At 73.1% G+C, this 16,187-nt stretch carries 17 protein-coding genes; 1 reads left to right on the top strand and 16 read right to left on the bottom strand.

Annotation, left to right across the window (positions count from 1 at the left end; genetic code table 11):
* Position 1: 1 nt before the first annotated feature.
* The 7 genes from AC1ROW_RS01270 to AC1ROW_RS01240 all read right to left on the bottom strand — a co-directional run bounded on the left by AC1ROW_RS01270 (position 2) and on the right by AC1ROW_RS01240 (position 4,892).
* Entirely contained in the window at positions 2–232 is a 231-nt protein-coding gene (locus AC1ROW_RS01270; protein WP_493017061.1) for a DUF6704 family protein, read from the bottom strand.
* Positions 233–321: 89 nt separating this feature from the next.
* A complete protein-coding gene (locus AC1ROW_RS01265; RefSeq protein WP_493017060.1) occupies positions 322–1,044 on the bottom strand; it encodes a Trp biosynthesis-associated membrane protein in 723 nt (240 codons plus the stop codon).
* Complete coding sequence (locus tag AC1ROW_RS01260; protein ID WP_493018340.1) at positions 1,034–2,527, bottom strand: anthranilate synthase component I; 1,494 nt, start codon at positions 2,525–2,527, stop codon at positions 1,034–1,036. Before AC1ROW_RS01260 ends, AC1ROW_RS01265 begins: the two co-directional genes overlap by 11 nt.
* A gap of 62 nt (positions 2,528–2,589) precedes the next feature.
* Positions 2,590–2,982, bottom strand: coding sequence for a phosphoribosyl-AMP cyclohydrolase (hisI, locus tag AC1ROW_RS01255; RefSeq protein ID WP_493017059.1), 393 nt, complete (start codon positions 2,980–2,982; stop codon positions 2,590–2,592).
* On the bottom strand, positions 2,979–3,743 hold the full coding sequence (gene hisF / locus AC1ROW_RS01250; RefSeq protein ID WP_493017058.1) for an imidazole glycerol phosphate synthase subunit HisF: 765 nt from the start codon (positions 3,741–3,743) through the stop codon (positions 2,979–2,981). Before hisF ends, hisI begins: the two co-directional genes overlap by 4 nt.
* Positions 3,743–4,582: an ATP phosphoribosyltransferase gene (gene hisG / locus AC1ROW_RS01245; RefSeq protein ID WP_493017057.1), complete on the bottom strand. Its 840-nt coding sequence runs from the start codon at positions 4,580–4,582 to the stop codon at positions 3,743–3,745. The genes hisF and hisG overlap by 1 nt, the downstream gene beginning before the upstream one ends.
* A 46-nt stretch (positions 4,583–4,628) precedes the next feature.
* Complete coding sequence (locus AC1ROW_RS01240; protein ID WP_179605777.1) at positions 4,629–4,892, bottom strand: phosphoribosyl-ATP diphosphatase; 264 nt, start codon at positions 4,890–4,892, stop codon at positions 4,629–4,631.
* Positions 4,893–5,019: 127 nt separating this feature from the next.
* Here AC1ROW_RS01240 and AC1ROW_RS01235 point away from each other — a divergent pair, with 127 nt between their 5' ends.
* Positions 5,020–6,246, top strand: a complete 1,227-nt coding sequence (locus AC1ROW_RS01235; protein ID WP_493017056.1) for an MFS transporter — start codon at positions 5,020–5,022, stop codon at positions 6,244–6,246.
* A 19-nt stretch (positions 6,247–6,265) separates the two neighbouring features.
* On the opposite strand, the gene rpe is transcribed toward AC1ROW_RS01235, so the two are convergent.
* From rpe to pyrF, 9 genes are all read right to left on the bottom strand, one after another.
* Entirely contained in the window at positions 6,266–6,925 is a 660-nt protein-coding gene (rpe, locus tag AC1ROW_RS01230; protein ID WP_493017055.1) for a ribulose-phosphate 3-epimerase, read from the bottom strand.
* A 10-nt stretch (positions 6,926–6,935) separates the two neighbouring features.
* Entirely contained in the window at positions 6,936–8,393 is a 1,458-nt protein-coding gene (locus tag AC1ROW_RS01225) for an RsmB/NOP family class I SAM-dependent RNA methyltransferase (protein ID WP_493017054.1), read from the bottom strand.
* The gene (fmt, locus tag AC1ROW_RS01220; protein WP_493017053.1) at positions 8,390–9,298 is read right to left on the bottom strand and encodes a methionyl-tRNA formyltransferase; all 909 of its coding nucleotides are present in this window, start codon (positions 9,296–9,298) and stop codon (positions 8,390–8,392) included. Before fmt ends, AC1ROW_RS01225 begins: the two co-directional genes overlap by 4 nt.
* A gap of 56 nt (positions 9,299–9,354) precedes the next feature.
* Positions 9,355–11,367: a primosomal protein N' family DNA-binding protein gene (locus tag AC1ROW_RS01215; RefSeq protein WP_493017052.1), complete on the bottom strand. Its 2,013-nt coding sequence runs from the start codon at positions 11,365–11,367 to the stop codon at positions 9,355–9,357.
* A gap of 2 nt (positions 11,368–11,369) precedes the next feature.
* Positions 11,370–12,563, bottom strand: coding sequence for a methionine adenosyltransferase (metK, locus tag AC1ROW_RS01210; RefSeq protein ID WP_493017051.1), 1,194 nt, complete (start codon positions 12,561–12,563; stop codon positions 11,370–11,372).
* A gap of 65 nt (positions 12,564–12,628) precedes the next feature.
* On the bottom strand, positions 12,629–13,912 hold the full coding sequence (locus AC1ROW_RS01205) for a bifunctional phosphopantothenoylcysteine decarboxylase/phosphopantothenate synthase (RefSeq protein WP_493018339.1): 1,284 nt from the start codon (positions 13,910–13,912) through the stop codon (positions 12,629–12,631).
* 108 nt (positions 13,913–14,020) lie between these two features.
* Entirely contained in the window at positions 14,021–14,281 is a 261-nt protein-coding gene (gene rpoZ, locus AC1ROW_RS01200) for a DNA-directed RNA polymerase subunit omega (RefSeq protein ID WP_185277257.1), read from the bottom strand.
* A 95-nt stretch (positions 14,282–14,376) separates the two neighbouring features.
* Positions 14,377–15,318 carry a guanylate kinase gene (gene gmk, locus AC1ROW_RS01195; protein WP_493017050.1) on the bottom strand — a complete coding sequence of 314 codons (942 nt, stop codon included), beginning with the start codon at positions 15,316–15,318 and terminating at the stop codon, positions 14,377–14,379.
* Positions 15,311–16,165: an orotidine-5'-phosphate decarboxylase gene (pyrF, locus tag AC1ROW_RS01190; RefSeq protein ID WP_493018338.1), complete on the bottom strand. Its 855-nt coding sequence runs from the start codon at positions 16,163–16,165 to the stop codon at positions 15,311–15,313. The genes gmk and pyrF overlap by 8 nt, the downstream gene beginning before the upstream one ends.
* Positions 16,166–16,187 lie beyond the last annotated feature (22 nt).

Raw genomic sequence — 16,187 nt, 5'->3', positions numbered from 1 at the left:
GCTAGTGGCCCTTCGGGGTGTACTTGGAGCCGCCCACTCCGTAGCCCGCGCGCTTCATGATCCAGCCGACGAGGAGTCCGACGATCGCGAGACCGGCGGAGGCCCACACGATGATCGGCGCGTCGTAGAAGAACGCGATGGCGCCGATGGTGAAGGCGATAAGCATGATGATCACGGCCGTCCACGCCGCCGGCGAATGACCGTGGCCTGGCTCGACTGACTCGGTGCTCATGGGACTCCTGCACGTCGGGTGCGCATCCCGGTAGCCCTGGGACCGGAGCGGGCGCGCACGGATTGGTGGATCTGAACCAGTCTAGTGGCTCAGCGGGTGGGGTCGTCGCCGCGGCTCAGCTCGTCCCAGCTGTCGATCGCGGCGTCGCGGTCGAGGGAGGTGGGCTGCTCGGGCGCATCGGATTCGGCGGCCGCGCGCGCCTCGCGCTCGTCGCCCTCCTCGGTGGCCTCCTCCGCGCCTGAGGGGCCGTCCAGTTCGGCGAGGGCCTCCTCGGCCGAGCGCCCGTCCTCGCCCGCGAAGCGGGTCTGGTACTTGCGCGACGGGCCGGGCCAGGCCCGCAGGAAGACCAGGGCGAGCACGCCGGACAGCGCGACCAGCACGCCGCCCACGACGGCGAGCCACGGCCAGAACCCGGTGGTGGTGCTCTGCACCAGCTTGCGCAGCGAGGCCTCCCCTGCGACGCCCGTCGCCGAGGTGATCGCCGCACTGGCGGCCTGCAACGGGTCGCCGAGCACGGCGAGCGCCGAGTAGACGAGCGAGAAGCTCAACAGCACGGCGAGCACCGCCAGCACCACCCGGAACGCCGGTCCGGCGATTGCGAAGGCCGCGGTCAGCGCGAGCCCGGCCAGCGAGAGCGCCGTCAGCGCTGGGGCGGCGGCCGAGCCGGCGACGGTGACCGTCCCGGCGTGGTTCGCCACGTCCCGCACCTGGATGGTGAACCAGGTCTGCGTCGCCGACAGCAGCCCGAGGCCGCTGCCCACCACGAGGACGAGGAGGGTCAGGTACTTGACGCGGCGGTTCTCAGTCCGCACCGCGCACCCGTCTCATGCCGTTGGCCACCGCGACCGCGCGCAGCGGCGCCGCCGCCTTGTTCTGCGACTCCTGGAACTCCAGGCGCGGCACCGAGTCGGCGACGAGGCCGCCGCCCGCCTGCACGTGCGCGACTCCGCCGAGGATGGTCGCCGTGCGGATCGCGATGGCGAGGTCGGCGTCGCCGGCGAAGTCGAAGTAGCCGATCACTCCCCCGTAGACGCCGCGCTGCGCGGGCTCCAGCTCGTCGATGATGCGCAGCGCCATCGGCTTGGGCGCGCCGGAGAGCGTGCCGGCCGGGAAGGTCGCCCGGAAGACGTCGATCGCGCCGGACTCGGGCAGCAGGTCGCCCTCCACGGACGAGACGATGTGCATGATGTGGCTGAACCGCTCCACGCGCATGAACTCGGTCACCTCGACAGTGCCGGCCGCGCACACCTTCAGCAGGTCGTTGCGAGCCAGGTCGACGAGCATCAGGTGCTCGGCGCGCTCCTTGTCGTCGGCGAGCAGGGAGGCCTCCAGGTCGAGGTCCTCCTCCGGCGTCGCGCCGCGCGGCCGGGAGCCGGCGATGGGATGCGTGAACGCGCGGCCCTCCTGCACCTTGACCAGCGCCTCCGGCGAGGAGCCGACGATCTGGTACGGCTCGCCGTCCGGCCGCTCCAGCGACAGCAGGTACATGTACGGGCTCGGGTTCAGCGCGCGCAGCACGCGGTAGACGTCGAGCGCGTCGGCGGTGCACTCCAGCTCGAAGCGCTGCGAGATGACGACCTGGAAGATGTCACCGGCGACGATGCGCTCCTTGGCCGTCTCGACCGACGCGAGGAAGTCCTGCTCGCGGGTGCGGGACACCGGGTGCGCCGGAGCGCCGAGGTCGACCTCGGCCAGCCACGCCTCGGAGGGCTGCGCGAGCTGCCGCTGCATGCGGTCGAGGCGCTGCTGCGCGTCGTCCCAGAGCGCGTCAGCATCCAACTCGCCGTCGGCGAGGGCGTTGGCGATCAGCTTGACCGTGCCCGAGCGGTGGTCGATCACGACCAGGTCGGCGACGAACGCCATCGCCTGGCCCGGAACGTCGACCTCCGTCGGCGGGCGGTTCGGCAACCGCTCCAGCTGGCGCACGGCCTCCCAGCCGATGAAGCCGACCAGGCCACCGGTCAGCGGGGGCAGCCCCGGGATGCGCGGCGTCCGCCAGCGCTCGTGGAGCGCAGCGAGGGCGTCGAGCGGCCCGCTCGGCACGGTGGTCCCCAGCGCCCGCTCCGCGGAGACGCCGTAGTCGAGCCAGCGCACGTCGTCGCCGTCCTGCGTGAGCATGCCGAACGACGCGGCGCCGACGAAGGAGAAGCGCGACCAGATGCCACCCTGCTCGGCGGACTCCAGGAGGAAGGTGCCGGGCCGGCCGGCGGCGAGCTTGCGGTAGATGCCGACCGGCGTCTCGCCGTCGGCGAAGAGCTCGCGGACCACCGGCACCACGCGGTGCTCGGCGGCCAGCGCGGCGAACTCGCTGTGGCTTGTCGTGCCGGTCGTGCCGGTCGTGCCGTTCGCGGTCGCGGTCACAGGTCGGACCCCATCTCCGTGATCAGCTCGTCGGTCTCCGCTCCGCCCACGGCGGGCGCGAGCACATCGGCGTCGAAGCAGGTGCGCGTCCCCGTGTGGCAGGCCGCGCCGACCTGATCGACGGTCACCAGCAGGGTGTCGCCGTCGCAGTCGAGCGCGGCGCCCTTCACGTACTGGACGTGCCCGGAGGTGTCGCCCTTGCGCCAGTACTCCTGCCGGGAGCGCGACCAGAAGGTCACGCGGCCCTCGGTGAGCGTGCGGCGCACGGCCTCCGCGTCCATCCAGCCCATCATCAGCACCTCACGGGAGTCCCACTGCTGGATGACGGCGGGCACCAGCCCGGCGTCGGTGAAGCGGATCCGGCCGATCACGTCGTCGAGCCCGGTCATGAGCGCACCTCCAGACCTGCGCGCAGCAGTTCGTCCTTCACATCATCGATCGTCAACTCGCCCGAGTGGAACACGCTCGCGGCGAGCACGGCGTCCGCCCCGGCTTCGATCGCGGGGACGAAGTCCCCCACCGCCCCTGCACCGCCGGACGCGATGACCGGGACGCGGCTGATCGCCCGGATCTCGCGGATGAGCTCCAGGTCGAAGCCCTCCTTGGTGCCGTCGGCGTCGATCGAGTTGACCAGGAGCTCGCCGGCGCCGAGCTCGACAGCGCGCGCCGCCCAGTCCAGAGCGTCGATCCTCGTCTCGGTGCGGCCGCCGTGCGTCGTCACCACGAAACCGGAGGGGGTCGCCGCCGAGCGCTTGACGTCGAGCGAGAGCACGAGCACCTGCGCGCCGAAGCGCCGGGCGATCTCCGCCACCAGCTCGGGGCGCGCGATCGCGGCCGAGTTCACGCCGACCTTGTCGGCGCCGCTGCCCAGCAGCTTGGCCACATCCTCGGTGCTGCGTACGCCGCCGCCGACCGTGAGCGGGATGAAGACCTGCTCGGCCGTCGCCCGCACGACGTCGTAGGTGGTCGCCCGGTCGTCGACCGTCGCCGTGACGTCGAGGAAGGTCAGCTCGTCCGCACCCTGCTCGAAGTACCGCCGGGCGAGCTCCACCGGGTCGCCCTGGTCGCGCAGGTTCTGGAAGTTGACGCCCTTGACGACGCGTCCGGCGGCCACGTCGAGACAGGGGATGACCCGGACCGCGACGCTCATCAGATGCGCGCCGCGTGGATCGATGTGACCAGGATCGCCCGGGCGCCGAGCTCGTAGAGGTCGTCCATGACGTGGTTGGTGCTGTCGCGCTTGATCATGACCCGCACGGCCACCCAGTCGGGCTCGCCGAGCGGCGACACGGTCGGCGACTCCACGCCGGGCGTCAGTGCGACGGCCCGGTCCAGCAGCGCGACCGGCAGGTTGTAGTCGACCAGCACGTACTGGCGGGCGACCATGACGCCCTGCAGCCGGCGGAGCAGGGTGTCCACCCCGGCCGCGGGCGACGGCGAGGAGACCAGCACGGCCTCGGACTCCAGGATGACCGGGCCGAAGATCTCCAGGCCCTGCTTGCGGAGCGTGGAGCCGGTCTCGACCACGTCCGCCACCGCGTCCGCGACGCCGAGCCGCACGGCGGACTCCACGGCGCCGTCGAGCTTGATGAGCGCGGCGTCCACGCCGTTCTCGGCGAGGAAGCCGCCGACCAGGCCCGGATAGCTCGTCGCGACGCGCTTGCCCTCCAGGTCGGCGAGGTCGGTGTAGGTGCCCGCGGGGCCGGCGAAGCGGAAGGTGGAGGCGGCGAAGTCGAGCGCCGCGATCTCGGCGGCGGGCGACTCCGAGTCGATCAGGAGGTCGCGGCCGGTGATGCCGACGTCCAGGGCGCCGGAGCCGACGTAGGTGGCGATGTCGCGCGGCCGGAGGTAGAAGAACTCCACCCCGTTGCGGGGGTCGGCGACGATGAGCTCCTTGGGGTCGCGGCGGCCGTTGTAGCCCGCCTCGTGGAGCATCTGCGCCGCGGTCTCGGAGAGGGAGCCCTTGTTGGGGACGGCGATCTTCAGCATGTGATTCGACTTTCGTGACGTGTTCGACAGAGGTGGGAGGCGGTCGTCACAGATGTCGGTACACGTCGGCCGGCGTGAGGCCCTTGGCGAGCAGCAGCACCTGGAGGTGGTAGAGGAGCTGGGAGATCTCCTCGGCCGTGGCCTCGTCGGACTCGTACTCGGCGGCCATCCAGACCTCGGCAGCCTCCTCCACGATCTTCTTTCCGATGGCGTGCACGCCCGCGTCCAGCTCGCGAACCGTCCCGGAGCCCTCCGGGCGGGTCTCGGCCTTCTCGCTGAGCTCGGCGAAGAGGTCGTCGAAGGTTTTCACCGTTACAGCGTACCGGTCGCGGAGCGCGGGTCGCTCCGCGTGACCCCGTCCGCGGGCGTCGACCGCGCGTGATGTGCTAATGTCGCCAGGTCTCATCTGACATACCATCTCGACGAGGAGATTCCCTTTGGCACCGACCACCTCCCCGCTGTCCACCGGCCGCGCCGCGTTCTGGCCCCTGCTCCTGTGCTGGGTGATCGTCGCGCTCGACGGCTTCGACCTGGTGGTGCTCGGCACCGTCATCCCCACCCTCCTGAGCACGAACGAACTCGGCTTCGATGCTCCGGCCGCCACTGCGGTCGCCACGGCCGGGCTGGTCGGCGTCGGCGTCGGCGCGCTGACCGTCGGCCCGCTCGCCGACCGCTACGGCAGGAGGCTCTGCCTGCTGCTCTGCGTGACGGTCTTCTCGCTGCTCACCCTCGCGGTGGTCATCGCGCCGAACGTGTTCGTGTTCGGGCTGTTCCGCGTGCTCGCGGGCCTCGCGCTGGGCGCCTGCCTGCCGGTCACCATCGCGTACGTCACCGAGCTGATGCCGAGCGGGCGCGCGGGCAAGGCGACCACCCTCACTATGACGGGCTATCACGTCGGCGCCGTCCTCACGGCGCTCATCGCCATGTCCGTCATCCCGGACTGGCGGGTGCTGTTCGTGATCGGCGGCGTCGCCGGGCTCGTCACCGTCCCGCTGATCCGGCTCGGCCTCCCCGAGTCGCGCCGGGAGCGCACGTCCGCCCCGCGCCCGACGGTGCGCCGGCTGGTCGAGCGCCGCTACGTCACGATCAGCGTCGGCGTCTGGGTGGCGTCCTTCATGGGCCTGCTGCTGGTCTACGGGCTGAACACCTGGCTGCCGCAGCTCATGCGCGACGCCGGCTACGGCTCCACCGACTCGCTCGGGCTCCTGCTCACCCTGAACGCGGGCGCCGTCACCGGCCTCGTCCTGGCCGGGATCGTGGCCGACCGGGCCGGCACCAAGCGCGTGGCGATGGCCTGGTTCGCGCTCGCGGGCGTGCTGCTGGCGATCCTCAGCATCCGGATGGACGACGTGACGATGCTGTACGCCGCGGTCTTCGTCACCGGCGTGTTCGTGTTCTCGGCGCAGGTGCTCGTCTACGCGTTCATCACCCAGCTCTACCCGCCCGAGATCCGCGGCACGGCACTCGGCTTCGCGGCGGGCATCGGCCGGCTGGGCGCGATCCTGGGCCCGGCGGTGACCGGGACGCTGGTCTCGCTCGGCCTGGCCTACCCCGGCGGGTTCTACGTGTTCGCCGCGACGGCGCTGCTCGCGGTCGCCGCGCTGTCGATCATCCCCGCACGGGCTCCCGCTGTGGCGACGGAGGCCGCACCGGCCCAGGGCTGACCCGTCGGCGGCGCAGACCTCAGTGGGTGTGCGCCGCCACCGCGGCCCGCAGGCCGGCGATCCGCTCGGCCGGCTCGCCGCGGAAGACGCTCGACCCGGCCACGAAGGTGTCGGCGCCGTTCTCCGCCGCGGTCACGATGGTCTCCTCGGTGACGCCGCCGTCCACCTGCAGCCAGACGTCCAGGCCGCGGGACGCCACCGCCTCGCGCAGCGACCGCAGCTTGGGCATCGTCTCTGCCATGAACGACTGGCCGCCGAAACCGGGCTCCACCGTCATCACCAGCACCTGGTCGAACTCCGGCAGGAGGTCGAGGTACCCCTCGGCCGGCGTGCCGGGCTTGAGCGCGATCCCCGCGCGGGCCCCGAGGGAGCGCAGCCGGCGGGCGAGCCCGACCGGGTCGGCGGCCGCCTCCGCGTGGAAGGTCACCGAGTAGGCGCCGAGCTCCGCGTAGCCGGGGGCCCAGCGGTCGGGGTCGTCGATCATCAGGTGCACGTCGAGCGGGATCGGGCTGACGTCCTGGATGCGGCCCACCATTTGCGGACCGAACGTGAGGTTCGGCACGAAATGGTTGTCCATGACGTCCACGTGCACCAGGTCGGCCGTGGCGATGGCGTGGAGGTCGCGCTCCAGGTTCACGAAGTCCGCCGCCAGGATGCTCGGGTTGATGCGCGTCGCCATGGGTCCCAGCCTATGCGGTCGCTGAGGCCGGGCCCGGCTTCTCCAGCAGCGCGATGAACATCGCGTCGGTCAGGTGGCGGTGCGGCCAGAGCTGGACCTGCTCGGCGTCGCCCGCGAGGTCGAGCCGCTCCTCGGCGACCGACTGCACGATGTCGGCCGTGGCCACCGGCCGCAGCGAGCCGCGGTGCCGGTCGAGGGCGTCGGCCACGATCGCGCGGGTCTCCGCGACGTGCGGGGAGCACGTGACGTAGGCCAGGAGACCGCCGGGCTTCAGCGCCGCCACGGCGGAGTCGACGAGCTGCGCCTGCAGCGCGGTCAGCTCGGCCACATCGCGCGGGGTCTTCCGCCAGCGCGCCTCGGGGCGGCGGCGCAGCGCGCCCAGGCCGGTGCACGGCGCGTCGAGCAGAATGCGGTCGAACGTCTCCGGCTCCTCCGCGCCGATGCCGATGCCGTCGCGCTCCCAGATCTGGACGTCGAGCGGCACGGCCGCGAGGGCGCGGCGGACCAGTTCGGCCCGGGCGGGCACCACCTCGTTCGCGACCAGGGTCGCGCCGCCCGCGAGCGCCTCGGCCGCCAGCAGCGCCGCCTTGCCGCCAGGTCCCGCGCACAGGTCGAGCCAGCGCTCCCCCGGCTCGACCGGCCGCGCACGGGTCAGCGCGAGCGCGGCGAGCTGCGAGCCCTCGTCCTGCACCCGGAGCCGGCCCTCCGCCTCGGTCACGAGCCCCTGCGGGTCGCCTCCGCCCGCGGTGAAGCCGACGGGAGAGAAGCGGTCGGGGCGCGTGCCCTCCGGCGGGTCGGCCAGGCCCGGAAGCGCGACGAGGTTGACCCGCGGAGCGATGTTGTCGGCCTCCAGCAGCGCCTCCAGCTCCTCCCCGCGGCCCTCGGACTCCAGGGAGCGGTGGAACGCGCGCACGATCCAGGCCGGGTGCGAGCTGAGCGCCGCGTAGCGCTCGTCCTCGTTCTTCGCGTCCGCCAGCACCCGCGCACGCCACTCCTCGGGCGTGGAGCGGCCGATCTCGCGGAGCACGCCGTTGACGAACCCGGTGCCGGAGCGGCTGCCGACCTGGCGCGCCAGCGCGACCGACTCGTTGACCGCGGCGTGCGAGGCCACGCGGGTCGACAGGAGCTGGTGCGCGCCGAGCCGCAGCACGTCGAGCAGCGGCGGGTCGATCTTGTCGACCGTGCGGCCGGCGGCGCGCGCGATCACGCGGTCGTAGTACCCCTGCATCCGCAGCGTGCCGTACGTCAGCTCGGTGGCGAGCGCCGCATCAGCCGGCGAGAGTCCCGCCCGGGCGATGCGGCCGGGCAGCAGGAGGTTGGCGTAGGCGTCCGACTCGCGGACGGCGGAGATGACGTCGAGGGCGACTTTTCGCGAGGGCTGGACGCGGGTGCGCTCGGCGCCGCTGCGGCCGGGGCGGTTGCGGCCGTGATCGTTGTGCTTGTGATCGCCGTGCTTGTGGTCGTTCATGCCAGCACCGCCTCCCCGCCGGCGCCGCGCCACCAGTCGGCGGCGTCCATCGCACGCTTGCCGGCCGGCTGCACCGTGAGCAGTTCGAGCGGCGTCGTCCCGGTGCCCACCTCGATGCGGCCCTCCGTCTCGGCGACCACGCCGACCGGGAGGGACAGCCCCGGCGCCGGGCGCGCCGCATGGATCTTGAACCGCTCGCCGCCGAGCAGCGCCCAGGCCCCGGGCTCGGGGGTCACGCCGCGCAGGCGCGCATAGACCTCCTCCACCGGCTGGGTGAAGTCGAGGTGGGCGTCGTCGATGGTGAGCTTCGGCGCGAGCACCGGCTCGCCCGACTGCGGGACGGCCTCGGCTGTGCCGTCCGCCAGCGCGGCGACGGTGTCAACGAGCAGCAGCGCGCCGTCGTACGAGAGGCTGTCGAGTAGCTCCCCTGCCGTCGCGTCGGCCGGGATCGGCAGCCGCAGCTCGGCGAACACGTCGCCGGCGTCGAGGCCGGGCACCAGCTGGAACACGGCGGCTCCGGTCTCGGCGTCGCCGGCCATGACCGCGCGCTGGACGGGCGCCGCGCCGCGCCAGCGGGGCAGGAGCGAGAAGTGCAGATTGACCCAGCCGAGCCGCGGGGTCGAGAGCAGCGGCTCCCGGACCAGGCCGCCGTATGCGACGATCACGCCGAGGTCGGCCTCGAGGCGCGCCACCTGGTCGGTGACCGCCTCGTCCAGCCGGTTGGCCTTGATGACCGGGAGGTCGAGGGCGGCCGCGGCGTCGGCGACGGGCGACGGCGTCAGCACGCGCTTGCGGCCGAGCGGCGCGTCCTCGCGGGTGATGACGGCGGCGATGTCGAACCGCTCGGCGAGGGCGTTGAGGGAAGGGACGGCGACGGCGGGCGTGCCGGCGAAGACGAGTCGCATGTCAAGGTTCTTTCGGTCTGGTCCAGCCCCCGAGTCTACCGGCGACGTGGCGGCGGCTAGAGGACCTCGGGGTCGTCGAAGCGGACGCGGAGCGTCGGCGCGGGGCGGTAGCCGGGACGGCCCCCGGGGGCCCTGCGGCGCTGCGTCGCGTTGCGCACCACCGTGGCCCGGACGGCCGCCGCGACCTCGGCGCCCTTCGCGTACTCGAACCGCAGAATCGCCCGGACCGTCGTCTCGTCGACCTCGGCCGGGCCGAGCACGTCGATCAGGAGCTCGGGGTCGACCGCCTTCAGCACCCCGCCCACCGCCTCGGCCGCACCGGTGACGGAGGCCAGTCGGACGGCGGGCGGGAAGCGGAGCTGGCGGCGGTCGGCCAGCTCCTCGCGGGCGAACTCGACCAGGCGGCCCGTGGCGAAGTCGCGCGCAAGGTCGCCGGAGACGCCGACGAGCACAGTGGGAGCGCCCGCAGCGGCCAGCACCGCGGCGCTCGTCCACCAGCGCAGACAGTCCTCGGCAACATGCAGCGTCTCGTTCGCCAGCATCCGCTCGCCGTCGAGCAGCAGCACCGCCTGATAGCCGCCCTCCGCGATCGGCTCGGCGCCGCGCGTGGCGACCACGAGCGCAGGCGCTGCGCCGACCCGCTGCACCGGGTGGTCGCCGTCCGCGAGGATCACGCGCGTGCCGGGGAAGGCACGGCCCAGCTCCTCGGCCGTCCGGCCGGAGCCCGGCGTCACCATCCGCAGCTTCGTGTGCTCGCAGCGCGTGCAGCGCCACTCGGTGGCGAGAGCTCCGCACACGTTGCAGGACGGCGTCGCGCCCGCCCGGCGCTGCCCGAGCGGGCCCTGGCAGCGGGTGCAGTGCGCCGCCTGGCCGCAGTGGGCGCACGACAGCACCGGCACGTAGCCCGGCCGGGCCACCTGGACGAGCACGGGACCGCGCGGCCGCCCGCTCTCGCCGCTCAGCGCCTCCCGGGCGGCCCGCCAGGCAGACGACGGGATGCGCGCGGCACGGGCGGCGGGCTCGTCGGCGCTCTGATTCGCGGTCAGCACGACCTTGGCGCTGTGCGCGCGTTCGGGCCCGAGATCGCGCAGCCAGCCCAGCTCGACCAGCCGCTGCGCCTCCACGCTGCGGACCAGCCCGCTCAGCACGAGCGCCCCGCCGTCCAGCTCCTGCCGGACGAGCGCGGCGTCGCGCGTGTGCACGTAAGGGCTCAGCGGCTCGGCGAACAGCGGGTCGCTGTCCTCCCACACGGCGACCAGGCCGAGGCGGGCGGCCGGGGCGTAGACCACCGAGCGGTTGCCGATCACGATGCGCGGACCGGACAGCGCGGCGAGGAAGCCCTTGTACCGTTCCGGGTTGGACTGGGAGGCGTCGGCGCGGACCACCGCGGCCGCGGGCGCGATCGCCGCCAGCGCGGCCCCGAGCTGCTCCAGGTCGCGATGGTCGGGCACGGCGACGATGGCGGTGTCGCCCACGCGCCAGGTGGCCGTCGCGAGCGCGGCGAGCGTGATCGCCCACTCACCGACCCAGGTGCCGTCCGGGAGTTTGCTCAACCGCGGGATCGGCCGCAGCGCGATGCGCTCTCCCGCCGCCACCGCGGCCTCCACCACGCCGGAACCGTAGCCGCGCACCGGGAACACCGCCGGCGCCGGTTCGGTCGGCGCGTCGGTGCCGTCGGCGGCAGCGCCCGCCTCCCGTGCCGCCAGCCACGCCTTCTCCACCCGCACCATGCGCGGCGGCACCGCCAGCCGGAGGATGTCGCTGGCCGTCCCGGCGCTCCGGTCCGCGAGCTTCCGCGCCAGCCGCCACACCGGCTCGGTGAGCACCGCCACCGGCGACACCACGGCCTCCAGCGGGCTCAGCGTGCCGGAGAACGCCTCGTCCGGCTCCGCGAGCTCCACCAGGTAGCCATCGGCGACGCGGCCGGCCGAGCGCAGCGGGACGCGCACCCGGACCCCGGGCACCGCCTGCGCGGCGAGTTCCTCGGGGACGCTGTAGTCGAAGAGATGGTCGAGCTGCGGGAGCGGCGAGTCGAGGAGCACACGGGCGACCGTGGCGGCCGCCGGCACGGTTACAGCCCCGCGGCGGAGCGCAGGTCGTCGACGCGGTCCAGCCGCTCCCAGGTGAAGTCGGGGAGTTCGCGGCCGAAGTGGCCGTAGGTCGCCGTCTGCCCGTAGATCGGCCGCAGCAGGTCGAGGTCGCGCACGATCGCCGCCGGGCGCAGGTCGAAGACCTCGCGGACGGCCCGGATGATGCGCTCGTCGGACACGTGACCGGTGCCGAACGACTCCACGTAGAGCCCGACCGGGGCGGCCTTGCCGATCGCATACGCGATCTGCACTTCGAGCCGGTCGGCGAGCCCCGCCGCGACGGCGTTCTTCGCGACCCAGCGCATCGCGTACGCCGCCGAACGGTCGACCTTCGACGGGTCCTTGCCCGAGAACGCGCCGCCGCCGTGCCGGCTGGCGCCGCCGTAGGTGTCGACGATGATCTTGCGGCCGGTGAGCCCGGCGTCGCCCTTCGGGCCGCCGATCTCGAAGCGGCCGGTCGGGTTGATGAGCGTGCGGATGTGCGCAGTCTCCAGCCCGGCCTCGTGCATGACCGGGGCGATGACCTCCTCGATCACCTCGGCCTGGAGCTGCTCGCTGGAGATGTGCGGCGCGTGCTGGGTGGAGAGCACGACGGTCTCCACCGATCGCGGCGTGTAGCCCTCGTAGCCGATGGTGACCTGGGTCTTGCCGTCCGGGCGGAGATAGTCGAGCGTGCCGTCCTTGCGCACGGCGGCGAGGCGCTCGGCGAGACGGTGCGCCAGCCAGATCGGGAGCGGCATGTACTGCGGCGTCTCGGTGGTGGCGAAGCCGAACATGATGCCCTGGTCGCCCGCACCCTGGCGGTCGAGGTCGTCCGTGCTCTGCTCGGCGCGCGACTCGAAGGCGTTGTCGACGCCCTGGGCGATGTCGGGCGACTGGGCGCCGATCGAGACGGACACACCGCACTGGGTGCCGTCGAAGCTGACGTCGGACGAGTCGTAGCCGATCTGGACGATCTTCTCGCGCACCAGCGCGGGGATCTCGACGTAGCCATTCGTCGTCACCTCGCCGGCGACGTGGACGAGACCAGTGGTCACCAGCGTCTCGACGGCGACGCGGCTGTGCGGGTCGACCGCGAGCAGCGCGTCGAGGATGCTGTCGGAGATCTGGTCGCAGATCTTGTCCGGGTGTCCTTCCGTGACCGACTCGGACGTGAAGAGGCGCAGATCTGCCATTGTTCTCCCTGATCGTTGATCGCGGCGCGGACGGGGCCAGGGGATGCCGGGGCCCTGGTCGACGACTAAACGACGACGTCCAAGATACGGTCGGCCACCGACAGCTTGCTCCCCGAGGCCTCCATCACTATATCCCCGCCCCTGCGGAGCACGACGACCTCGTTGCTCTCCGTTGCGAAGCCCTGCTCCCAGCCGACCTGGTTCAGCACGAGGAAGTCGCTGCCCTTGGCCGCGAGCTTGCTGCGCCCCAGCTCGATGAGCGTCGACGGGTCCGGCTCGGTCTCCGCCGCGAAGCCCACGACGACCTGGCCCTCGCGCTTGGCGGCGGAGAGGCCGGCGAGGATGTCGGGGTTGGCGACGAGTTCGATCGTCAGGCTCTGGCCGGCCTCGGTCTTCTTGATCTTGGAGTCGCGCATCACGGCGGGCCGGTAGTCGGCGACCGCCGCGGTCATCACGACGACGTCGGCCGAGCGCGCCGCCTCGGTGACGGCCTCCTGCAGCTCCAGCGCGGTCTGCACGTGGATCAGCTCGACACCCTCTGGCGGCTCGACCTCCAGGTGCGCGGCGATGAGGACGACCTCGGCGCCGCGGGCCTGTGCCGCCGCGGCGACGGCGACGCCCTGCCGTCCGCTCGACCGGTTGCCGAGGAACCGCACCGGGTCCAGCGGCTCGCGCGTGCCGCCCGCGGTCACGACGACGCGCTTGCCGGCGAGGTCCACTCCCCCGCGCGGCCGACGCGACGCCTCGTTGGCGCGGCGGCGCTCGGAGAGCACCACGACGTCGGCGACCGGCTCCGGCACGGCCGACACCGCCAGGCGCGGCGAGATGCCGGCGGCGCGCAGAGCCGCCCGCACGATCACCTCGGGCTCCTCCATGCGGCCGGGGCCGGAGTCCGCGCCGGTGAGCTGCCCGGAGGCCGGGCCCACGACGGTGACGCCGCGGCTGCGCAGCGTGGCGACGTTGGCGACCGTGGCGGCGTTGCGCCACATCTCGGTGTGCATCGCCGGGGCCACGACGAGCGGAGCGGTCGAGGCGAGGACCGTGTTGCCGAGCAGGTCGTCGGCGATGCCGGCGGCGAGCTTCGCCAGGGTGTTCGCCGTCGCCGGGGCGATGACGATCAGGTCGGCGGACTGGCCGATGGCCACGTGCCGCACCTCGGCGACGCCCTCGTAGAGGTCGGTCGCCACAGGGTTGCGGCTGATCGCCTCGAGGGTCGGCCGGCCCACGAACCGCAGCGCGGCCTCCGTCGCCACCACGTGCACCGAGTGCCCTTCCAGCACCAGCGCGCGGATGACCCCGACGGCTTTGTACGCGGCGATGCCGCCGGTCACTCCGACGACGACGGTCAATCGTGGGCTCACGGCGGCATCTCCTCCAGCCAGCGGGACACGGTCCCGGCTGCGGTCGTTCTCTTGCGCTCGGTCGGCGGCTCTCTGTCTGCCGGAAGGGCCGGGAGGTTACTCCGCGGCCAGCGGCTTGATGACGAGCTTGTCCTCGTTGATCTCGTGGAGCGCGACCGAGAGGGGCTTGTCGTCGACGGACGAGTCGACCAGCGGGCCGACGTTGTCGAACAGGCTGCCCTCGTGCAGGTCGGCGTAGTAGTCGTTGATCTGGCGGGCGCGCTTGGAGGCGAAGATGACCAGCGCGTACTTGGACTCGACGCGAGCCAGGAGGTCGTCGATGGGCGGGTCGATGATGCCGTTGTTGGTGGTTGCCATTGCGGTAACCCTCTCTGTTCATTGCGTCCGGGCCTCGCGGTGTCGAGACGCGGAGAAACTGCGGATGGCGCCGGTGTCGGCGCGTGAGATCCGGCCTACGGGCGCGCCGGCGCCGCGCGGACCTTCATCAAGTCTACGACCTCCCGGGCAGCCTCAGCGACCGTGTGGTTGACCACGCGGTAGTCGAACTCGTCCTGGGCCGCCAGTTCCACCTTGGCGGTCTCGAGCCGGCGCTGCTGTTCGGCCGCCTCCTCGGTGCCGCGCCCGATCAGGCGTCTGACCAGCTCGTCCCAGGTCGGCGGCAGCAGGAAGATCAGCCGCGCCTCCGGCATCGACTCGCGCACCTGGCGGGCGCCCTGGAGGTCGATCTCCAGCAGGACGCTCCTGCCCTGCTCCAGCGCCGCCTCGATCGGCGCGCGCGGCGTGCCGTAGCGGTAGGCGTTGTGCACGGTGGCGTGCTCCAGGAGCTCACCGGCCTCGATCATCCGGTCGAACTCGGCGTCGTCGACGAAGTAGTAGTTGACGCCGTCGACCTCGCCGGGCCGCGGGGCCCGCGTGGTCGCGGAGACCGACAGCAGCACGTCCGGGTAGTTCTCCCGGATGTACGTGGAGACGGTGCCCTTGCCGACGGCGGTGGGACCCGCCAGCACGACGAGCTGATTGCGGCGGCGGCCGGAACGGTTCTCGCGCTCGATCAGGAACTCGCGGAGCTTGAGCCGCTGGTGCCGGCCGAGGCCGCCGAGCCGCTTGGCGGGAGAGATGGCGAGGCGCTGCAGGGCCTCCTGCATCTTCGTGGTCCCGATCGCGGGGACGCTCAACAGGAACTCGGTGACGCGGAGCCGGCCCTCCACGCCGTCGGGCGCGGCGGTCGCGCGGTCGAGGACGACCAGCGGAGAGACCTCGCGGGAGGCGATGGCGTTCTTGACGGCGGCGCGCGCCCGGCGGGCTGCGACAGCGGCGGCGGACGCGGCGGTCCGGTCGACCTCCGGCGGAGCGGGGCGGCGGGAGGCGGGGGCCTCGCTGCGGGTCTCAGCCATGGCTGGCGCGCACCTCCTCCGCTCGACGCGCGATCGCGTCGGCCAGGCCGTCGGGTCCTGCGGCCAGCAGCCCGCGCGACTCGCTCACGATCACGCCGGGCGCGAACGCCCCGAACAGGCGCTCGACGTCCTCGACGCGCGCGCCCTGATGGCCGAAGCCGGGCGCGAGCACCGGCACGGCCGGCGCCATCGCGGTGGCGGTGTCGATCCCGTAGTCCCCCAGCGCGACCGTGGCGCCGAGCACCAGGCCGACCGTGCCGAAGAGATGCGTTGGCTGCTCCTGGTTGAACGCGTGCACGTCTTCGATGATCGCACGGGCGACCGTCATCCCGGCACGGGGGCCGTCGGCGACGACCGCCTGCTGGATGGCCGCGGCCTCGGGGTTGGACGTCGCCGCGAGGACGAACAGGCCCTTCCCGCTCGCCTCGGCGAGCCGCATCGGGTCCGCGATCGAGCCGACGCCCTGGAAGGCGGCGATCGTCATGGCGTCGGCCTCCAGCGGCGAGCCGGGGGTCAGCCAGGCCTCGGCGTACGCCGCGACGCTGGTGCCGATGTCGCCGCGCTTGGCGTCCGCGATCACCAGCAGCCCGGCGTCGCGCGCCGCCAGGAGGACGTCCTCCAGCGCCGCGTAACCCGCGGACCCGTAGCGCTCGAAGAACGCCACCTGCGGCTTCACGATCCCGGCGCGGCCGGCGGCGGCCTCCACTACCCGCAGGCCGAACGCGCGCACGCCGGCGGCCGAGGCCTCCAGGCCCCAGTCCGCCAGCAGGTGCGCGTGCGGGTCGATGCCGACGCACAGCCGGCCGTGTGCGGCGAACGCGGCGGCGAGCCGGTCGCCGAACGGCACCGCAGCCGGGGAGGTCGAGCCG

This window comes from Leifsonia sp. GW821-FHT13C09, assembly GCF_058806435.1.
This window is presented reverse-complemented; position numbering and strand designations above follow the sequence as displayed.